This is a genomic window from Legionella nagasakiensis (assembly GCF_900639915.1).
GTDB lineage: Bacteria > Pseudomonadota > Gammaproteobacteria > Legionellales > Legionellaceae > Legionella_A > Legionella_A nagasakiensis.
In genome coordinates this window covers 14,501-33,991 of record NZ_CAAAID010000003.1, presented here as the reverse complement: position 1 = coordinate 33,991, position 19,491 = coordinate 14,501, and the positions used below count along the sequence as shown (strand labels likewise).

Here is a 19,491-nt window from a genome sequence, read left to right as displayed (position 1 = left end):
CATGACTATTTTTAATTTACCTGATTTAGGTGAAGGTCTACCTGATGCCGAGATTCATGAGTGGTTTGTTAAGGTAGGAGACAAAGTGAAAGCTGATCAACCGCTGGTTTCTATGGAAACAGCAAAAGCGGTGGTTGATGTTCCTTGTCCACAGGATGGAACGATTGTAAAGCTTTTTGGTCAATCCGGTGATGTCATCAAAACAGGCGATCCATTGGTTGCTTTTGAAGCGGAAGGAACCGTTGTCAAAGACAAGGGCACGGTTGTTGGCAATCTTGAAGAAAGTACTGAAATCAGTGAAGATCGTTTCATTGTTGGTTCAGCAGTAAGTACTCATAAACGCATTAAAACCACCCCAACCGTGCGTATGCTGGCTAAAAAATTAGGTATTGAGTTAAATACACTAAAAGGCAGTGGTGAGCATGGCGTTATAACCCGTGAAGACGTGCAGCGCGCAGCCGAGAAAAAATCACAACTTAAGGAAGGATTTGAACCTCTACGCGGCGTTCGACGAGCGATGCTTAATAGCATGGTGCAATCACATCAAGAGGTTGTGCCGGTTAGTATTTTTGATGAAGCGGATATTGAACGTTGGAAACCAGGTGATGATATTACGGTTCGTCTCATTCATGCTATCGTTGATGCCTGTCAAAAGGAACCAGCATTAAATGCTTGGTTTGATACAGAGCATGGAGCACGCTGCTGTTTTGATGAGGTTCATCTAGGCCTTGCGATGGATACTGAAGATGGCTTATTTGTACCTGTCATTCATAATGCAGATCAGTGCTCAGCTAAAGAATTACGCGAAATCATCAACGAATATAAACATTCTGTACGTGAACGTGATGTACCGGCGGAAAAATTAAAAGGCGCGACCATTACCTTATCCAACTTTGGCAAGTTTGCTGGCCGTTTTGCAAGCCCAATCATCGTTCCTCCCATGGTTGCTATCCTGGCTGTAGGTCGGTTATATCAGGGTGCCGTCAGCGTCGATGGAAACATTGAAGCGCATCATCTGTTGCCGCTTTCATTAAGTTTTGACCATCGCGCGGTAACAGGGGGAGAGGCAACTCGCTTTCTAGGGGCTGTTATTGAATCATTACAAAAACCTGAGTAAATAACATGCTGTGGACTACACAGCATGTTTACTTCCTATAAATTAAATATCTTGTCATTGTGTTACGACTCTTTTATAACTTCAGCACATTTAACCGCATCAATAATGGCAAGTCTTACCTGTTCTGCCACGATTGTTCCTAGTATAAGCTCGCCAACGTCCCAATCCCCAAGGGAAAAACAAAAAATAGTATCACCATCATAAGGAGAAAAAACAGGGGATATAGCACGCGCGCACCCTGCGACTGCCATTTTTGCAATTCTCTTAAGGAATGCTTTATCTCCTTTGGCGTTGGTAAATATTGCTACCAACGTTGTATTAGTCCCTGCAAATAAATTTTTTTCGGATTGCCCTGATAATAACAGGTCCTGGCTATTAGCCCAGCGACCATCTTTAAAACGTGCTCCGGCTAATAATTTTCCGTTATCATATACATCTCCTACGGCATTAACAGCAGCGTAAACAATCACTTCCAGACCTGACATAAGCTGTATTGCAGAGCGACCAAGACCACTTTTCATTTCATAGGCAGATGAAACAAGTTTTCCAACGGTTGCACCAGTTCCTGCCCCAATGACACCACTTTCTGTGTTGTTTTCTGTTGCAGCAGAGCAAATTTCGTAGATTGCGCTTGCGGACGGTGCTACAGGTTTACGATAACTCAGATCATAGAGCGCCGAAGCTGGAACCAGGGGAATTGTTGCATGCGGTAACTGAAAGCCTATGTTTTTTTCAGCAAGGTAGCGCACAACGCCTTCGGCGGCATATAATCCGAACGTGCTGCCACCGGTTAACATTAATCCATGTACGCAAGGTACGCTATGTTCTGGATCAAGTACAGCAATTTCATGGGATGCAGATGCCGCTCCTGCAATAACATAAGAACCAACCGCTCCTTGCTCAAATAAAAAGACAGATGCGCCAGTACCATCTTCCCGATTTGTAAAATGACTAATTTTTAAACCTTCCATGCTGCTCCCTAGCTGTAACTAGATACAACATTCATCGTATTGCGTCTAACGAACACTGCATTTTAAACGATGCAGTACATCACTATAACGCTTTTTCGTTTATGTCAAAAAATACGACTTCGCCTGTTTTTATATTATGCATTGCTCCAATCACCATAACTTTTTTTTCTTTTACTAATTTTGCTATGGCACGACTATTCTTTAAAATCAAATCAATCTGATTAATGACATTTTGTTTTGCGATACTATCCACTATCGCAGGACTGTTACAATTTTTAGAGGTATTATCCTCATGAATAATTGTATTCACTGCAGGTTGGATATGATCCAGTACATGTTTCAAATTCCCCGAAGCGCCACCAGCACATGCGCCATGCACTGCCCCACAATGTGTGTGTCCCATCACTATAATCAAGGGAACTCCTGCGTATTCCGTGGCAAATTCCATTCCACCCAGAATATTAGTATCCACCACATTCCCCGCTACCCTGGAGACAAATAAATTTCCCAGTCCCTGATCAAACAATATATCCGCGATGCTTCGGGAGTCAATACAATTCAAGACAATCGCCACTGGAAATTGTCCACGCTTTGCGGTGACTTTCATTTCTTTGCGGTAATCATATGAACGTACTTTATCTTGTAAAAATCGCTTATTCCCTTCCTTTAGAATTTCTACTGCCCGTTGTGGTGTCAGTGTGCTTTGTTTTTTTTCTGTCATTGCTTTGGAAACCGGCAACTCATCTGATGCCTGTGCCACCATTGTAAATATTAAGGCCAATATCCATAACAGGTGAGAAGTAATTTGTTTCATTAGTCGGTTTCCTATGTATGTATGTAAGATTTTTATTATAGTTAAAAATTCATCGTGGTATATAAAAACAGGTTATATTCATAGGATGCATCATGGATGCTGAAAATATCCTGCAATGCACTCCCCTACCATAATTACGAAACGCCACTGTTCTTCTTTGATAGGTTGCTATCAATTTGATTTAATACAGCGGCTAAACGGCAACCCGCCAAAGCGAGACGTTGCTTAACAATTTTCTGGGCGTTTCGTTGATACTGAACGGTGGGTATTTCATTATTTTTTATGGTGTAAGCATATTTTACTGCGAGCTTATGAGATTCTTCTGCCCAATGGTTTGGTTCAATATCTATGGAAGCTGGTTTACATGGATATTGCTTCTCAATAGCTGACGTCCATTTAATGACGTAGTGACGACTGTAATGACGCTTTCCCAGGAGTAATCCACCCCCTTTATCCCAGTAGGCATGGAGATTATCGGCAACTGGATTATTGCCAAGATGAACAAGATTGCCACCTTGATCACCTTCCGGTAGCTGCTTACTGACTCGCGATGCCGCATGCAATGGTTGGTGAATGTCTCCAACCACATGTAAAAGAATACGTAAACCAATGCCTTTTTCAAATTCATTAGCTTTGCTACTTTCTAAAACATGAGATGCTTCCCGGATTGCCCAGAGTGCATTAATCATTTGCGTCAACGGTATGGGACTAGCATCTTCGGAAAAGTACCAGTTTATATAATGCATGCTGTTAAACCAGTTCACATCATGATATCTCATGCTATCCAGCCATACGGCGGCATTAACAAGGCTTTGAGGTGGATATTCTTTATCCAAAGCATGGTTATAATGATTGAATGTGCTGCGTGCATGTGGTGTTAGGTGATCATAAGCAATTTGGGCAACCAAACGATGACCTAATGCATTCCAGCCTAATGCCTGTGGTTGTAAAAGACATGATAAGATAAATACCAATACACTGTTTTTCATGATGACCATGGCTTATATAGTAACTCCTCTCCCTCATCTTTGCCTTGCAATCTTGTCCGCAAGATTCAAATCCGTCGACAAAGTAGGGAAAGAGCAATGACAGTTCATCCTAAATAAGGAGACCAAGATGGTTCTTGCACATCCCCCTGGCGTGATGGCAAGCGCATGCGAATACGTCCATCAATTGATACCATTGCTAATACCCCTTTATCTTGATAATGCGTGGCATAAAGGATTAATCGTCCATTAGGGGAAACAGAAGGTGATTCATCCATCGGTGAATAGGTTAATTGCGTGATTCGTCCTGTATCCGTATTTTGTACACCAATGTTAAATTGCTTCTCTTCACGATGCAGTAAAACAATATTTTTCTGATTAGGGGTGTAGGAAGCACGAGCGTTATAATTGCCTTCAAAGGTGACTCGACTTACCTTACCATCGCTTAATGAGAGCCGATAAACTTGTGGCGCCCCCCCCCTGCCGGAAGTAAATAACAGAAAACGACCATCTGGCGCATAATGAGGCTCAGTATCAATCGCATCACCAAATGTAAGTTGCTTCATGGCACCATTGGTTAAATTGACACTGTATATTTTAGGGGTGCCCTCTTTTGAGAGAACGACGGCTAATTCCCGGCCATCAGGAGACCACGCCGGAGCACCATTAATGCCCGGGAAATTGGTTACTAAACGGCGGTTTCCAGTTTCAACATTGACAGTAAAAATTTGCGCGCGTTTTTTTTCAAACGACACATAGGCAATCTGTTTCCCATCCGGAGACCAAGCCGGTGACATAATAGGCTCGGTTGAAATAAGTAGACTTTGTGGATTATGTCCATCAACATCTGCAACTTCCAGAGAGTATTTTCGCTTTCCATGTTCATGTTGAACCAAAATATAGGCAATTCGTGTAGAAAACACACCGCGCTCGCCTGTTAGTTTTTGATAAACCTCATCGCTGATATGATGAGCCAGGGCTCTTAATTCATTGGCATTGATCTGAAAATCCTTTGCCAACAACAAACGGCCGTGAGCTGCCGCATCCAATAATTCAAAATGAACATCATAGCGATTGAATCCGCTTGGTGTTACTTGTCCTGATAATACACTATCAGCGCCGGCCTGACGCCAAGTATTAGTATCAGTACCAGACTGGATTTCAGGAATAATTTTAAATTGGCCGGATAAACGCAGATCATGTTCAATGATTCCATTCAACGTTTGTCCAGCCTGTCCACCACTGAAAGTATTAATACCAATAGGCAGTGCGGCATTAATACCTTGTGTTAATTCAAGATCGAGCGAGAAAGCCATTTTAGTAACCAATAAGAATAGAATGGCCAAAAAACGATTCATCACAAATTACCCCCTCACGTTTTCGGGTCGTACGGTTAAACTGATATCACGAAAGATATTGAATGCATCTGGATCACTTGGTACTGGCAGCGGAGAGGCTTTATAGATTGCTGATTGAGCTGAACGATCGAGAATAGGATCTCCACTGCTACGAACTAGATTAACTTCGAGCACTGCACCATTTGGAGCAAGACGAATACGAAACTTGCTGGATAATTGATTATCAACATTATCAGGCAATATCCATTGGCGGCTAATGGCATTGATGATTAATGCTTTATACTTGTCCACTTCTCCAGCAATGCGGGCATTTTTTTCTGCATCTCTGGCGGCTTGTTCTATTGCAGCTTGCCTTTTTCTTTGCTCCTCTGCTTTGGCTTGTGCTTCATGCGCTTTTTGTTCTCTGGCCTCTTCTTCTGCCTTTTTCTTTTTTAATTCCGCTAATTTTGCAGCCTCTTCTTCCTGCTGTTTTTGCAGCTGAAGCTGTTTTTTTCTTATATCAACCAGACGTTGCTCTTCTTCTTGTTTTTGTTTTGCTAACTGTTTTAACCGTCTTTGTTCTTCAACTAATTGCTGTTGACGCGCTTTCGCCAATTTGGCTGCTTCATTTTTTAATGTTTCCAGTCGTTGCTGTTCTTTAATACGACGTTTACGAGCTGCTTCTGCTTGTTGTGCTAAAGCTTGTTGTCTTTTTTCTTCGGCTTGTTTTTCGCGCAAACGTTCAGATTTCAAACGGTTAACCGTTTCCATAACTTCCTGGCTATCGACACTCACCGCTTTAATAGCCTGCTCTTGAGACTGTGGTTCAATTTGCTGTATTTGATAATGTTCATTTTTAGCCTCAAGCGTTAAAACAGGATGCTTATTATTGCTGGGGTCTGAGATTAAAAAAATGACAATCAAAACATGCAGCATAATGGCCGCTGCAAATGCCACACGATAACTTTTCTCTTCCATCATGCCATGTCCCCCTGAATGACTTCAGAAGAATCGGTCATTAACCCAACTTGTTCAGCACCGGCTTGTTTTAATAGACTCATTGCAACGACCACTTTACCGTAAGAAACCCCTTGGTCGCCTTTAACCAAAACATGGATTGGCTTACCTGATTGACGTGCCAATTCCAATTCGGCAGCAACACGTACCATCAATGCTTGAGACGTGATAGGCATATCAGGTGTTGTGCTTACGTTTAGGAAATAATCACCTTGTCGGTTCACCGAAACAATAATGGGTTCGCGTTCAGATGCCTTCATGGTGTCGCTGGCAGCTTTTGGTAAGTCGACGGTTACTCCTTGAGTCAGCATAGGCGCGGTAATCATAAAAATAACCAAAAGAACCAACATGACATCAATGTAAGGAACGACATTAATTTCAGCAATCGGGCGAGCACGTGTCGTTTTCTTCTTCATTATTCGGTTCATCCTCTTACAGGTGATGATGTTTGTTGTGTAATTAATGCAATAAGTTCTTCCTGAAAAAGATCGTACTTATCCAACAACGCGTTTGAACGTGCAGTATAACGATTAAATGCAATCACGGCTGGTATGGCAGTGAATAATCCAAGTGCGGTAGCCACTAAGGCTTCTGAAATTCCTGGAGCTACCATAGCAATCGTGGCTTGCTGGGCATGTCCCAACGCTTGAAATGAAGTCATAATTCCCCAAACCGTGCCAAATAAGCCAATGTAGGGTGCGATGGAGCCAATAGAAGCAAATAAAGGTAAATGTTGCTCAAGCCGCGCTGCTTCTTTGGCATGGTTTATTTGCATGACTCTTTGTATGGGTTCCAATGCAATCTGCCCCACTTTACGGACACGCAAAAACTCTTTAAATCCAGAATGAAAAATAGCGGCTAATCCATGCCTCGTATCGGTATTGGAATCAACTTCCATGTAGAGTTTACTTAAATCATTTGCTTCCCAAAAGCGTTGACTAAATGTCTCATACTGATACTTTATTCGCCTAAAAAACCACGCTCTCTGTAAAATAAGAGTCCATGAGGCAATAGAGGCAATCAGCAAAATCAGCATCACCGTTTTTACAACAAATCCTGCCTGAAAAAAATAACTCAACACATTGGCATGATTGACCATGTTCTACTCCTTCAATATATTATCTGGTAGACGTTTCGGTTTTAGATGGTCGTTCACACAGACGACAAAGACGGTAATTTCACTCAACAAATGATTCAATTGATTATACATACGCTGTTTAAACTCCAACGTGCTTATTCTAAGACGCACACATCTTGTTTTAATGGTTAGAACATCATCTAATCTGGCTGGATGAAGGTAACGTATATGTATGTCATGAATGGCGAAATGTGTACCATATTTTGCCATTGCAGTCAAAGATAATCCAAGGTTACGTAGCATTTCTGTTCGGGCACGCTCAAAAAAATACAGGTAATTCGCATGATAGACAATGCCCATATGATCCACGTCTTCAGCATAAACTGTAAATTGTTCTCTGTATTCTTTCTCTGTATTCATACGCATTAATTATGTTCTGTTATTGCGATGCCAAAATGCTCATAGGCCGATTGAGTTGCCATTCTTCCTCTAGGGGTCCGCATTAGAAATCCCTGTTGGATCAGGTAAGGCTCAAGGACGTCTTCAATGGTTCCTTTTTCTTCACCAATGGCGGCAGCAATACTATCAATTCCCACTGGTCCCCCAGCAAAACGCTCGATGATAGCAAGCAATAGTTTTCTATCCATCACATCGAAGCCATGTTGATCCACATGCAGCATATCCAATGCAAGCTGTGCTGTTATTCGATTAATAACACCATCCCCTTTGACTTCTGCATAATCTCGTACTCGCCTCAATAAACGATTGGCAATGCGTGGCGTCCCACGAGAACGTAAAGCAATTTCACTGGCTCCTTCATCATCAGCAACAACATTTAGTAATCGGGCCGAACGATTTACTATATGCGTTAAAGCCTCAACGGAATAAAATTCCAATCGTTGGACAATTCCAAAACGATCACGCAAGGGCGACGTTAAAGAACCGGCGCGGGTTGTTGCACCGATTAAGGTAAATGGAGGTAATTCCAGTTTAATAGAACGTGCTGCCGGTCCCTCGCCTATCATAATATCCAGCTTATAATCTTCCATGGCTGGATATAATATTTCTTCAATCACAGGACTTAACCGATGAATTTCATCAATAAATAAAACATCATTTTCCTGCAAATTCGTCAAGATAGCCGCGATATCCCCTGCTCGCTCCAGAACAGGGCCAGAAGTCTGGCGTAAGTTAACCCCCATTTCATGAGCAATGATATTTGCCAACGTTGTTTTACCTAAGCCTGGTGGACCAAAAACAAGGACATGATCCAAGGCATCGTGACGTTTCAGAGCAGCATCAATGAAGATCCTCATTTGCGCTCTCACTTCATCCTGACCAATATATTCCTCAAGACTTAACGGTCTAATTGCCCTGTCAATGGCGTCGTCAGAGGTGGCCTGCGAACTGATTAAACGGTCACTTTCCAGCATGGAAATAGAACTTAGGTTAATTAAGAAGTATGGAAATTTTAACATAGGTTTTATGACAAGGCTTGTGAGAAGTTCGCCAATTTTTAAAAAAATGTTACATCAAATGATTTTGTATATGATATTAAATTTGTTAATATGTATAAAAAATGAATAAATGATTCTTAACAATAGAATTCATTTCCTTAAAATAGTTCATTCATTATGAATAAAAAACATCCTCGCCTCTTAGCCTTAGATGTCTTCCGAGGTTTAACGGTCGCTTTGATGATTTTGGTTAATAGTCCTGGTGATAAAATTACCTATTCTTGGTTAACGCATTCCTCATGGCATGGATGCACCTTGGCTGATCTTGTTTTTCCATTTTTTATTTTCATTGTTGGCGTATCCTTGACCTTTACCTTGACTAAAGCGCGTGCACAACACGTATCATTTCAGAATTTGTTACAAAAAATCTTTAGACGCTCTATTTTATTATTTTTGATTGGGTTGGCTTTAAATTTATTTCCCCATTTTGATTTCACTACCCTTCGTTTCTTTGGTGTATTGCAACGTATTGCCATTTGTTATTTTTTTGCTTCACTGATTTTTTTAACCACACGACCTCAAACACAAGCTTTTATCCTATTTGCCATTTTAATTATCTATTGGTTTCTTTTAACCAAAATTCCTGTTCCTTTTTATGGTGCAAATCATTTGACTCCATCAGAAAACCTTGCTGCTTTTTTGGATCGCCTTCTTTTTTCTTCACTTCATTTATATGGAAAAGTATACGATCCAGAGGGATTGTTAAGTACTCTTCCAGCAATTGCGACCGCATTATTGGGAAACTTGACTGGGTTTTGGCTATTGTCTATCCGTTCAAAAAAACAAAAATTAACAGGTTTGTGTTGTGCTGGCACACTTCTTGCAATTTTTGGATGGCTATGGGGCATGGAATTTCCACTTAATAAAGCACTCTGGACAAGCTCTTATGTTTTATGGACCGGAGGACTCGCTTTGTTTGTTTTGGCTATATGCTATTGGTTAATTGAAGTTAAGAACTGGGAGCATTGGATAGAGCCTTTTAAAATTTTTGGCACCAATGCCATGCTCGCGTATGTTTTGCATGTTTTTTTCTTAAAAGTACAGGCAATGATTATTTTTCAAGGTGCCGATGGTTCAACAAGTAATGTAAAACAGCTTATTACCCAATGGCTATTTGGTTGGGTGTCTTCTCCAATGTCTTCCTTTTTGTATGCACTTAGTTACACAGGATTATGGCTAGGCGTTTTGTGGCTTGTTGCAAAGCAAAAAACATTGACCCAATCGGCTTTCAACCAAACGTAATCTTCATCGATGGACATCACAACAGCGTTACATGCAATGAGGCATTCATTAACAACCTCTTATTTTTTCTTTATTTTCCCATAATACATAAAAATTCTTTTTTGGGATGATGTGATTTGATCCGTAAAAATGGTTAACGTTTTTCGAACATCATGGTTGGTTAATGCTACAATGAAAAAGAAGCCAGCATCAAAAAAAATCGATAAGTGCTCATATTTAATTTGCTGTCCATTATAGCGATGTAAAAACCATGCGCCAGACTGGAAAGATAATCCATTATAAGTAGGCGGGTCTTTGCTGATATGAAAAATAGAATGCAGTGAAAATAATAAGACAATAGCCATAATCATTATTATGCTAAGAGGTAAGGCAGATTGTAATAAGGCAAACATTGCTAAGCCATGGCTAAGGATAGCCAGTTTTAAATAGTCTTTTGATGGTTTAATGGTTATTGTAAAGTTTGATAATGGCAACAATATTGGCTAGCTCCTTGTCATCTGGTTGCTCATAACCCATTAACCAGGCATGAATATCGGGATCCTGACAATTCAATAGCTTTTCAAACGCGTGGATTTGTTTATCAGATAGCAAATCAAATTGTTTTTCCATGAAGTGACTCAGGATTAAATCCAGTTCGAGCATGCCCCGCCGGCAATGCCAGATTATTTTGGCTTTTTTTTCGGAAGATACCATGCGCTGTCAAACTAAAAGATTTTAACACACTATAATGGTACACTATGACTCTATAGAACAGCAATCCAAAACATCGATGACCGAAACACATTATCTTATTAATAACCGTTCATTCACCGTTTTTTCGCCTCTGAATTTGGAATTAATTTTTGAACCGCATAAGAATTATCTCTTTGATTTATCTTATCTGGGAATCATGAATGTCCAAGGAGAACAGGGCAGGGAATTTTTACAAGGACAATTAAGTTGTGATGTTCGAGAAGTTCATCCCTGGCAAATGCGTCAAGGGGCGCTGTGTAATTTAAAAGGCCGTGTCATGGCGTTACTTGATGTATTGGAGTGGCAAGGACTTCATCTTATTCTTCCAAATGATTTGATGGAGGATACCCAGCAATCCTTAATGAAAGCTGCGATGTTTTCTAAGGTGCATTTACGGGCTTCTTCTTCCTACCAATTATTTGGATTCTATCTGCAAAATCAAGAAGATTTAATTCCTTTTGATCTTGAACCCCCAATGGATGAATTGAGTGTGTTTAACAATGATGAGTATTGCTGTTATCACTTAGGGAATCATTTTTTTATTTTTCTTGTTTCTGCCGAGCAAACTGCGTTTGTAACCCCTTATTTACAAAAAAATCAATGGCGTGGATCTCTTGCATGGCATGCATTGCAATTAAAAAATCATCGGATTGATATTTATCCTGAATCACGCGGTTTATTTCTCCCTCATCGCTTGAGTTTACATCATTCAGGTTATTTGAATTTTGCTAAAGGATGCTATAGAGGCCAGGAAATTATTGCGCGAACGCATTTTCGCGCAACATTAAAACATGAACTAAAATCATTTGTTATTCAAACAAAAGAACCCTTACTATCAGGGAAAAAATTGTATGCCGACAATAGCCAGACCGAGATTGGCGAGCTTATCGATTTTTGTCCTATAGATGATGAACAGTTCATTATTGCCGCCAGTATCTTACTCAATCATCCATCTCAGTGCCTGATTGAAGGACATCAGCAGATGATCAATCTTGCCTAGAATCGGATAGCATGCTTTGCAAAACCCGATCTTTATCGATGAAATAGTGCTTCATCGCACCAGCAACATGCAAAACGATAAGGACAATTAAAATCCATGCAATGACTCCATGAGCATCAGCCATCAATTTTGCTAGTCCTTTATTAGGCTCAATTGGCAAAGGAACTGGAAATAAGCCAAAAAAAACAGGGATTCTATTTGCCGAAACCGACATAATCCAACCACTCATTGGCATAGCAAACAAAAAGACATATAAGCTATATTGCACGCTTCTTGCCATTATTTTCTGCCAACCTGGAACAGTTGTAGGCAAGGAGGGTTTACCTCGACAGATAATCCAAAGTATACGTAAAAAAAATAAAAAAAGGACAGTTAATCCAAATGACTTATGAATAAGATAGCCCAAAGGTTGGTATTTTTCTGGCAAATCTCCCAAAAAAAAGCTAAGTGACAACATCGTAATGACAATTACAGCACTTAACCAGTGAATGACTTTAGAGCCCATTGAGTAAGTAACTACAGCGCGTTTCACACATACTCCTTGTTATTATGAATTAAAAATCCTCGTTATGTTTCACCTCAATACATCAAGCTTCATGCTTCCACCAATTCCTTGCGATTTTTGTTTTCATGCATTTGCATGGTTGTTTGAGTTAAATCAAGTAATTCACGGGTCGCCACAAAAAACATGGTGTAGTTCAAGGTGTTGGTTGATCGTAAGTTATTTAATACATGACGCCATCTTTCAATAAGATTGGCATGTTTTTCTGCCCATATATTAAAGCATTTCATAAAATCTTTTTTCTTTTCATCAAAAAGAATAATCCCAGCAGTTAATTGTCGTTGCTGCCAGTCTAAATCATCCCGTAAAGCTTCTCTTGATAAGGCTTCCCAATGATTATCAGTAGGTTGAATGATGACTTGTGTACGAATCCATGCCAATTCAAGAAACTCGCCAATATTAAAGTAAACTTCAGCTGCTTTGCTTATTTTAACATTCAATTGATGAGCCACCTCAATAATATCCAATACAGCGAACAATGCTCGAGTGATTGTTAATTCATGAGCTAAATGTTTCGTTAATCCCATTTCTTGATATTTTCTATGATGCTCATCGTATTTAGCACGATTATTATCCCCCAAAATTCCTGGTAGAGATTTTTTTAATTCTTCTACGCCGGCGGCATACAATTTAACTGCTTTGGAGATGTCTAAACGTTTACGTTGACTGCGTAAAAACCAGCGAACCAGTCGTCTGAGAAGGCGCACATACATCATCATAATTTCTATCTGACTCTCTGCGCTAATCTGGTTGCCTAAAGCATCAATTTGTTTCCAAATGGTATCCATATCAAGAATACTGCGTGTAATCATGTAGGCTCGTACGATCGCAGAAACTGGCGCTCCGGTCTCATCCTGCATGCGGAATACAAATGAAAAACCCATCTCGTTAATAATAATGTTACTGAGTTTAGTTGCAATGATTTCCCGCTTCAGAGGATGACGTTGCATCTCATCCCTAAAGCGAACCTGTAATGGTTCAGGAAATGACCGAATTAAAAATTGCTCAAGATAAGCATCCTCAGGGACATCGGATGATAAAATTGCTTCTTTCAATAAGATTTTACTGTAACAAAACAAGACGGACATACTTGGCCTGCTTAGACCTTTTCCAGCCAGTTTGCGCTCTAACAATGTTTTTTCATCAGGTAAAAACTCAAGACGTCTATCCAGTTTTCCACTACGTTCCAATTCATTAATATAACGGGAATGTAATTCCAACGAACGTAATGATTGATCAGCCATTAAACTGATAGCACGAGTTTGTAAATAATTTTCACGCAAGACCAGTCGCGAAACTTCGTCAGTCATTTCAAGTAATAATTCATTACGCTGCTTGATGGTTAAATCACCAGCAGCGACAATCATATCAAGCAGAATTTTGATATTAACTTCTTTATCCGAACAGCTAACTCCTGCAGAATTATCAATAAAATCTGTATAAATAAAACCGCCATTTAAAGCGTATTCAACCCGTGCCAACTGAGTAAGACCTAGATTACCGCCCTCACCAATCACTTTACAGCACAATTGTTTTGCATTAACACGTATCATGTCATTGGTTCGATCACCAACTTCAGCATTGGTTTCTGATTTTGCTTTAATAAAGGTGCCAATGCCTGCACTCCAAAGTAGATCAACCTTAGCCTGCAAAATAATGCGTATTAATTCATTCGGTTCGACAGAAGCTGGTTTAATTCCAAGAAATTGTTTCATTTCTTTGCTGACTACAATCGATTTGGCGCTACGATTAAAAACACCACCACCTTTAGAAATTAGTTTTTTATCATAATCTGCCCAAGATGAGCGTGGTAAATTAAATAAACGCTGCCGTTCTTTAAAACTTATTTCAGGGTCAGGATCGGGATCGATAAAAATATGCATGTGATTAAAGGCAGCAACTAATTTGATGCGCTTAGACAACAACATACCATTGCCGAAAACATCGCCTGCCATATCGCCAATTCCCACAACAGTAAAGTCGGTTGTTTGGATATCCATCCCCATTTCATAAAAATGGCGTTTGACTGACTCCCAGGCACCTTTGGCAGTAATACCCATTTTTTTGTGGTCATATCCAACTGAGCCACCAGATGCAAAAGCATCTCCTAACCAATAACCGTATTTTACGGAAATTTCATTGGCAATGTCTGAAAAAGTGGCTGTACCTTTATCGGCGGCAACAACCAGATAAGGATCATCTTCATCATAGCAAATAACATTGACTGGTTTGGCAATAAGCCCCTCTTTGTAGTTATCCGTAATATCTAACAAACCGCGGATAAATAATTTATAACAATTAATTCCTTCAGCAAGCATTTCTTCACGACTACCACTCACTGGTAATTGTTTGGCAACAAATCCACCCTTGGCTCCGCTGGGCACAATGACCGCATTTTTGACTTGTTGGGCTTTCATTAATCCTAATATTTCTGTGCGAAAATCTTCCTTGCGATCAGACCAACGGATCCCTCCTCTTGCAACTTTGCCACACCTTAAATGAACCCCTTCTAATTTAGGTGAATAAACAAAAATTTCAAACATTGGATAAGGTCTAGGAACACCGGCAATGGTTTTACTGTTTAATTTTATGGAAATATAATTTTTATATTCACCATCCTCATCAAGTTGATAAAAGTTAGTACGTAATGTTGACGTTATGGCTTGGATGTACTGACGAATAATTTTATCTTCGTCCAAGTTTTCCACTGCATCCAAATCCGTTAATATTTCTGAGACCAAACTATGAATCCGATTTTCACGATTTTTTATTTTTATTGGATTGAAATGCAGTTCAAATAGTTGCACTAATTTTTTTGCAAGTAATGCATTATTATTTAATGCGGAAATGATATAATCCTGACTAAATGTTATACCAATTTGTTTAAAATATTTAGCGTAAGTTCTTAAAACAGAGACTTGCCGCCAATCTAGGCCAGCTGCTAACACGAGTTGATTAAAACCATCGTTTTCTGCATTACCAAACCAAATATTGGTAAATGCATTTTGAAATAAGTCTCTGATATCATCAAAATTAAAGATATTACCACGCGTATATTGCATGGCAAAGTCATTGATCCAGGTTACTTTTTCATCAGCAAACTTAAGCGAATATGGACGTTCCGTGAGTGCCTTCATCCCAAGATTTTCAATAATGGGCAAAACGTCCGATAAAGGAATGGTTGTATCGTTTTGATATATTTTAAGTCTAAATGTATCTGAAAATTCATCTAAAGGACGGTAAAAATTCATACTTAACACATTTTCCCTGGAAAGTTGCTCGATATGTTTAATATCAAATACTGCCGTTCGAGGAGGGAAATTGGTCATATAAACCGCCGGGAAAACATCCTTATATTGCATATATAAACGATTAGCCCTTTCTTCACCAAACGCTTCGGCTAAGTGTTGTTGTAAATCATCGATCCAGGAGCGTCCTATCTCAATTAATTTCTTCTCAACTTCCTTAAAGTTGAATTCAATGCTTTCTTGTGGATTAATTCGGATAATAAAATGAATCCGAGCTAAAACAGATTCAGAAAAACGAGTGGAAAAAGTAATTTCTTGCGCATTAAAGCTTTCACGTAACACTTCCTGCATTTCCTGCCGAAGCTCTGTATTAAAGCGCTCTCTGGGGACATAGACCAGACAAGATATAAATCGGCGATAAACATCTACGCGGGCAAACATTCTGATACGTCGCCGCTCTTGCATATGGAAAATTCCCATTGCAATTTCAAGCAATTCATCTTCTGATGCTTGAATTAAGTCATCACGAGGCAATGTTTCTAAAATATTGAGTAAGATTTTCCCGGCATGACTGCGTGGACTCAATAACGAATTCTTCATAATTTGCGCCACTTTATGACGCAAGAATGGGATATGCTTGGGGTTGGTATTATAGGCTGCTGAAGTATATAAACCAATAATGCGACATTCACCAATTACCTGTCCCTTTTTATTAAACCGTTTTACACCGATATAATCGGTATAAGCATCACGATGGACCGTAGCGAGTGTGTTCGTTTTAGACATCACTAGAATACGAGAAGATAAGGTTAATTCCCTCGCTTCAGGCGTCATAGCAGAAATGCTTCGTGCTTTTGATTTACTTAACCCTTGCTTAAGCACGCCTAATCCAGTTTCAGGGATAGCTTGTAAAATGGTTTCTTTACCTTTATGAACGATTTCATAATCTCTAATGCCAAGAAAAGTAAAGTGGTGATCTTCAATCCAATTTAAAAAGGCTTTAGTTTCTGCAACTTCATTTGGATCCAAAGTAGGAGAAGCAATATCCAGTTCATGAATAATCAGTCTGACTTTTTCTCGCATAGGATGCCAATCTTCGACAACAACACGATTATCTTCTAATACACGTTCAAAATTTCGGTATAATTCATCCAGTATGCGAGGGTCGGTTTGTCGATCAATTTCCATAAAAATAGGAGCATCGGTTTCTGCTTCTGAATGTGTTTGATCGTATTGTGGTAATACGCCCGTTACTTCATTATCTTTTCCACGTAATAAACGCACGCCCCCCATATGAATGATGAGATGGGAAGATAAGCCCATACGGTTGACAACCATACGAATGGAGTCCACCAAAAATGGCATATCTTTACATATGATTTCGACTACGGTATGAGTGGTCTGCCAACCGTGTCGCTCAAAATCAGGATTGTAGATTCTAATTTTAGTTTCATCGGGTGCACGACGATATATAAGAGACCAGAAATTGATGGCAGCGCCGTATAGATCATCTATTTCCCACTCTAACAGATCGTCCAATGCCACGGTACCAAAAAACTGACGTACAAACTCTGCGCAAAAAACAGCTTGTTCCCCACTTATTTTTTGCCTTATCTTGTCAACAATGGTTTCAATGATTTGATCTTTACCCGCTTCAAATTTGTAAGACATTCAAGCACCCCATCTGGCATGGAATTATGATGATAATGAATTGAACCAAATTATATACCCATGTAGGGTAGTTTGCGATATATGGAAGAAAGAGATAATGCAATATTTGCATAAATTAAAGCAGGTCAATCAGTAAAATCTTCTTTATTGATTTCTGAAAACGATCATCATTGCGATGCACCTTTAATGCAATTTTCCAGTACAGGAAGATTTCGCAAGAATCAATTATTCTATGTATACACGAGCATCTACGTTTACCCAATTGCTCAGCTCTATAATATCTCGATTGCCCATGCGTATGCAGCCTCGAGATCCTGGGGTGCCTAGCACCGTAGTATCAGGTGTGCCATGAATATAAATATATCGTTCCAGACTATCTACCTTACCTCCTTTATTACGTCCTGGCTCCAAACCATCCAATTGTAATATACGAGTCAAAATCCAGTCACGCTCAGGATATTGTTTCGCTAGCTCTGGACAATAGATTTCCCCCGTCCAACGTCGCGCAACAAAAACACTATTGATTTCATTTTTAATACCAATAATGCTGTGAACTCTATGCCAACCACGTGGCGTACATTCACTATTTTGTTGCTCACCAAGTCCGTTTTTACCTGTAGACACAGGATAAGTTTTGAGAAGTTTATCCCCTTCATAACAGTGCATTTGCTGATATTGGGCAAAAACAACGATTAATTGATTGGTTCTCATACTATTTGATGCTAATTGTTTTAACATTTACAAACTCAAGGATGCCTTCTCTTGATATCTCTCGCCCAAATCCTGAATGTTTAATTCCTCCAAAAGGAACACGAGGGTCAGAGGCAACATGAGAGTTGACAAAGCAACTGCCTACCTCAATTTCTTCCGTTGCAATTTTTTCACCATGCTCCAGATTGCGGGTAAATACTGCCCCTCCCAAACCATATTTGCTTTGATTCGCAAGGCGGATAGCATGTGCTTCATCATCTGCTCTCACGACAGCAATAACTGGGCCAAATAATTCGTCATCAAAAGCGGGCATGCCGGGACAGACATTGATCAATACGGTCGGTGGATAATAAAAACCCTTTCGGTGAGGAATTTCTCCTCCTCGCAATATTTTAGCGCCTTTTTTTTCGCTATCCAGTACTTGTTGATGCAGTGTATCACGTAAATCTTTACGTGCCATGGGGCCAAAATTAGTCGAAGGGTCAAGAGGATCTCCCATCTGAAATTTTTCGATTAATTTTATGATCTTATCGATCAACTCATCCATGACCTCATGGACTACAATAATTCTTTTTGCTGCGATACAGACTTGTCCAGTATTGTTCATGCGCGACGTTACAATGCAATTGGCAGCAAGTTCAAGATCAGCATCCGCAAGAACAACATAAGGATCATTTCCTCCCAACTCCAGCACAGATTTTTTTAAATGGCTTGCCGCATTACTTGCTACAATACGACCTGCTTGTTCACTGCCCGTCAGACTAACACCGATAATTTTTTCATGAGCAATCACCATCGCTGCCAGCTCATTGTCCAGTATAAAATGTTGAAATAAATGTTCCGGAAATCCTGCCTCAAGAAACAATTCAGCAATGGCATTCCCACTTCCTGTAGAAATAGGAGCGTGTTTTAAAATGGCTGCATTTCCTGCCATAATGGTTGGAGCAGCAAAACGAAACACTTGCCAGAAAGGAAAATTCCAGGGCATGATAGCAAACACGACACCCAAAGGTTGATAACATACCTTTGTTTTGGTCATTTCTGTAGGGATTAATCTCGGCGCAAGATAAGTTTCAGCCTGCTCCGCAAAATGTTCGCAAACCCAGGCACATTTTTCGATCTCGCCTTTACCAGCCGTCAGTGGTTTTCCCATCTCTTTCGCCATAAGGGAAGCATATTCTTCCTGTTTTTTTCGCAGCAGTTCTGCCATCTTTTTCATTCGTTGCCGTCGCTGTAAAAAATTTGTTTTACGCCAAGCTTGATAACATAGATGCGCTGCATCGATAAAGGCATACACTTGCTCTTCTTTAAATAAAGGATAAGATTGCAGCACTTCTTCAGTGGCAGGATTGATTGTTTTAATTTGCATTATGTAGTTCCTTGCTTGTATTTTATTCTAAAGTGTAGCGGATTAAATAGAATTCTTGCAGATAAGTTTTAATTATTGATACCATCGCGTAGGAAAATTTTAACGTATTGATTTATTCG

At 39.8% G+C, this 19,491-nt stretch carries 18 protein-coding genes; 3 read left to right on the top strand and 15 right to left on the bottom strand.

What is annotated here, in order from left to right; translation table 11 throughout:
- Window position 1: 1 nt before the first annotated feature.
- Window positions 2–1,117, top strand: coding sequence for a dihydrolipoamide acetyltransferase family protein (locus tag E1O52_RS03085; protein WP_133127246.1), 1,116 nt, complete (start codon window positions 2–4; stop codon window positions 1,115–1,117).
- A gap of 62 nt (window positions 1,118–1,179) precedes the next feature.
- Here the strand turns inward: E1O52_RS03085 and E1O52_RS03080 are convergent, their stop codons facing one another.
- The 9 genes from E1O52_RS03080 to ruvB all read right to left on the bottom strand — a co-directional run bounded on the left by E1O52_RS03080 (window position 1,180) and on the right by ruvB (window position 8,753).
- On the bottom strand, window positions 1,180–2,088 hold the full coding sequence (locus E1O52_RS03080; RefSeq protein WP_133127245.1) for a P1 family peptidase: 909 nt from the start codon (window positions 2,086–2,088) through the stop codon (window positions 1,180–1,182).
- An 82-nt stretch (window positions 2,089–2,170) separates the two neighbouring features.
- Window positions 2,171–2,902: a carbonic anhydrase gene (locus E1O52_RS03075; protein WP_133127244.1), complete on the bottom strand. Its 732-nt coding sequence runs from the start codon at window positions 2,900–2,902 to the stop codon at window positions 2,171–2,173.
- A gap of 134 nt (window positions 2,903–3,036) precedes the next feature.
- Complete coding sequence (locus E1O52_RS03070) at window positions 3,037–3,900, bottom strand: S1/P1 nuclease (RefSeq protein WP_133127243.1); 864 nt, start codon at window positions 3,898–3,900, stop codon at window positions 3,037–3,039.
- A gap of 95 nt (window positions 3,901–3,995) precedes the next feature.
- Window positions 3,996–5,246 carry a Tol-Pal system beta propeller repeat protein TolB gene (gene tolB, locus E1O52_RS03065; RefSeq protein ID WP_423202710.1) on the bottom strand — a complete coding sequence of 417 codons (1,251 nt, stop codon included), beginning with the start codon at window positions 5,244–5,246 and terminating at the stop codon, window positions 3,996–3,998.
- Between the two features lie 6 nt (window positions 5,247–5,252).
- Window positions 5,253–6,206 carry a cell envelope integrity protein TolA gene (gene tolA, locus E1O52_RS03060; RefSeq protein ID WP_133127241.1) on the bottom strand — a complete coding sequence of 318 codons (954 nt, stop codon included), beginning with the start codon at window positions 6,204–6,206 and terminating at the stop codon, window positions 5,253–5,255.
- Window positions 6,203–6,658, bottom strand: coding sequence for a protein TolR (gene tolR, locus E1O52_RS03055; protein ID WP_423202703.1), 456 nt, complete (start codon window positions 6,656–6,658; stop codon window positions 6,203–6,205). Before tolR ends, tolA begins: the two co-directional genes overlap by 4 nt.
- Window positions 6,659–6,666: 8 nt before the next feature.
- Window positions 6,667–7,341: a protein TolQ gene (tolQ, locus tag E1O52_RS03050; protein WP_133127239.1), complete on the bottom strand. Its 675-nt coding sequence runs from the start codon at window positions 7,339–7,341 to the stop codon at window positions 6,667–6,669.
- A 3-nt stretch (window positions 7,342–7,344) separates the two neighbouring features.
- Window positions 7,345–7,746 carry a YbgC/FadM family acyl-CoA thioesterase gene (locus E1O52_RS03045; protein WP_341272563.1) on the bottom strand — a complete coding sequence of 134 codons (402 nt, stop codon included), beginning with the start codon at window positions 7,744–7,746 and terminating at the stop codon, window positions 7,345–7,347.
- Window positions 7,746–8,753: a Holliday junction branch migration DNA helicase RuvB gene (gene ruvB / locus E1O52_RS03040; protein ID WP_133127238.1), complete on the bottom strand. Its 1,008-nt coding sequence runs from the start codon at window positions 8,751–8,753 to the stop codon at window positions 7,746–7,748. Before ruvB ends, E1O52_RS03045 begins: the two co-directional genes overlap by 1 nt.
- Window positions 8,754–8,954: 201 nt before the next feature.
- Between ruvB and E1O52_RS03035 the strand changes: the two genes are divergently transcribed.
- Window positions 8,955–10,079, top strand: coding sequence for an acyltransferase family protein (locus tag E1O52_RS03035; RefSeq protein WP_133127237.1), 1,125 nt, complete (start codon window positions 8,955–8,957; stop codon window positions 10,077–10,079).
- A gap of 59 nt (window positions 10,080–10,138) precedes the next feature.
- On the opposite strand, the gene E1O52_RS03030 is transcribed toward E1O52_RS03035, so the two are convergent.
- Both E1O52_RS03030 and E1O52_RS03025 read right to left on the bottom strand, forming a co-directional pair.
- Window positions 10,139–10,555, bottom strand: coding sequence for a hypothetical protein (locus E1O52_RS03030; RefSeq protein WP_133127236.1), 417 nt, complete (start codon window positions 10,553–10,555; stop codon window positions 10,139–10,141).
- The gene (locus E1O52_RS03025; RefSeq protein WP_133127235.1) at window positions 10,521–10,772 is read right to left on the bottom strand and encodes an FAD assembly factor SdhE; all 252 of its coding nucleotides are present in this window, start codon (window positions 10,770–10,772) and stop codon (window positions 10,521–10,523) included. The genes E1O52_RS03030 and E1O52_RS03025 overlap by 35 nt, the downstream gene beginning before the upstream one ends.
- 34 nt (window positions 10,773–10,806) lie before the next feature.
- Between E1O52_RS03025 and ygfZ the strand changes: the two genes are divergently transcribed.
- Window positions 10,807–11,811 carry a CAF17-like 4Fe-4S cluster assembly/insertion protein YgfZ gene (gene ygfZ, locus E1O52_RS03020; protein WP_242602139.1) on the top strand — a complete coding sequence of 335 codons (1,005 nt, stop codon included), beginning with the start codon at window positions 10,807–10,809 and terminating at the stop codon, window positions 11,809–11,811.
- On the opposite strand, the gene E1O52_RS03015 is transcribed toward ygfZ, so the two are convergent.
- From E1O52_RS03015 to E1O52_RS03000, 4 genes are all read right to left on the bottom strand, one after another.
- The gene (locus E1O52_RS03015) at window positions 11,798–12,343 is read right to left on the bottom strand and encodes a cytochrome b (RefSeq protein ID WP_242602138.1); all 546 of its coding nucleotides are present in this window, start codon (window positions 12,341–12,343) and stop codon (window positions 11,798–11,800) included. The genes ygfZ and E1O52_RS03015 overlap by 14 nt on opposite strands.
- A 62-nt stretch (window positions 12,344–12,405) precedes the next feature.
- Window positions 12,406–17,292, bottom strand: coding sequence for an NAD-glutamate dehydrogenase (locus E1O52_RS03010; protein ID WP_133127234.1), 4,887 nt, complete (start codon window positions 17,290–17,292; stop codon window positions 12,406–12,408).
- Between the two features lie 225 nt (window positions 17,293–17,517).
- Window positions 17,518–18,003: a L,D-transpeptidase family protein gene (locus tag E1O52_RS03005; RefSeq protein ID WP_133127478.1), complete on the bottom strand. Its 486-nt coding sequence runs from the start codon at window positions 18,001–18,003 to the stop codon at window positions 17,518–17,520.
- Window position 18,004: 1 nt separating this feature from the next.
- Window positions 18,005–19,372, bottom strand: coding sequence for an NAD-dependent succinate-semialdehyde dehydrogenase (locus E1O52_RS03000; RefSeq protein WP_133127233.1), 1,368 nt, complete (start codon window positions 19,370–19,372; stop codon window positions 18,005–18,007).
- Window positions 19,373–19,491: the final 119 nt, after the last annotated feature.

Excerpts from the sequence above, each read along its gene's own strand:
- E1O52_RS03075 (WP_133127244.1), bottom strand. The coding sequence starts at position 2,902 with ATGAAACAAATTACTTCTCACCTGTTATGGATATTGGCCTTAATATTT.
- ruvB (WP_133127238.1), bottom strand. The coding sequence starts at position 8,753 with ATGCTGGAAAGTGACCGTTTAATCAGTTCGCAGGCCACCTCTGACGAC.
- E1O52_RS03070 (WP_133127243.1), bottom strand. The coding sequence starts at position 3,900 with ATGGTCATCATGAAAAACAGTGTATTGGTATTTATCTTATCATGTCTT.
- tolB (WP_423202710.1), bottom strand. The coding sequence starts at position 5,246 with ATGAATCGTTTTTTGGCCATTCTATTCTTATTGGTTACTAAAATGGCT.
- tolQ (WP_133127239.1), bottom strand. The coding sequence starts at position 7,341 with ATGGTCAATCATGCCAATGTGTTGAGTTATTTTTTTCAGGCAGGATTT.
- E1O52_RS03025 (WP_133127235.1), bottom strand. The coding sequence starts at position 10,772 with ATGGTATCTTCCGAAAAAAAAGCCAAAATAATCTGGCATTGCCGGCGG.
- E1O52_RS03085 (WP_133127246.1), top strand. The coding sequence starts at position 2 with ATGACTATTTTTAATTTACCTGATTTAGGTGAAGGTCTACCTGATGCC.
- tolR (WP_423202703.1), bottom strand. The coding sequence starts at position 6,658 with ATGAAGAAGAAAACGACACGTGCTCGCCCGATTGCTGAAATTAATGTC.
- ygfZ (WP_242602139.1), top strand. The coding sequence starts at position 10,807 with ATGGTACACTATGACTCTATAGAACAGCAATCCAAAACATCGATGACC.
- E1O52_RS03080 (WP_133127245.1), bottom strand. The coding sequence starts at position 2,088 with ATGGAAGGTTTAAAAATTAGTCATTTTACAAATCGGGAAGATGGTACT.
- E1O52_RS03000 (WP_133127233.1), bottom strand. The coding sequence starts at position 19,372 with ATGCAAATTAAAACAATCAATCCTGCCACTGAAGAAGTGCTGCAATCT.
- E1O52_RS03035 (WP_133127237.1), top strand. The coding sequence starts at position 8,955 with ATGAATAAAAAACATCCTCGCCTCTTAGCCTTAGATGTCTTCCGAGGT.
- E1O52_RS03045 (WP_341272563.1), bottom strand. The coding sequence starts at position 7,746 with ATGCGTATGAATACAGAGAAAGAATACAGAGAACAATTTACAGTTTAT.
- E1O52_RS03005 (WP_133127478.1), bottom strand. The coding sequence starts at position 18,003 with ATGAGAACCAATCAATTAATCGTTGTTTTTGCCCAATATCAGCAAATG.
- tolA (WP_133127241.1), bottom strand. The coding sequence starts at position 6,206 with ATGATGGAAGAGAAAAGTTATCGTGTGGCATTTGCAGCGGCCATTATG.
- E1O52_RS03010 (WP_133127234.1), bottom strand. The coding sequence starts at position 17,292 with ATGTCTTACAAATTTGAAGCGGGTAAAGATCAAATCATTGAAACCATT.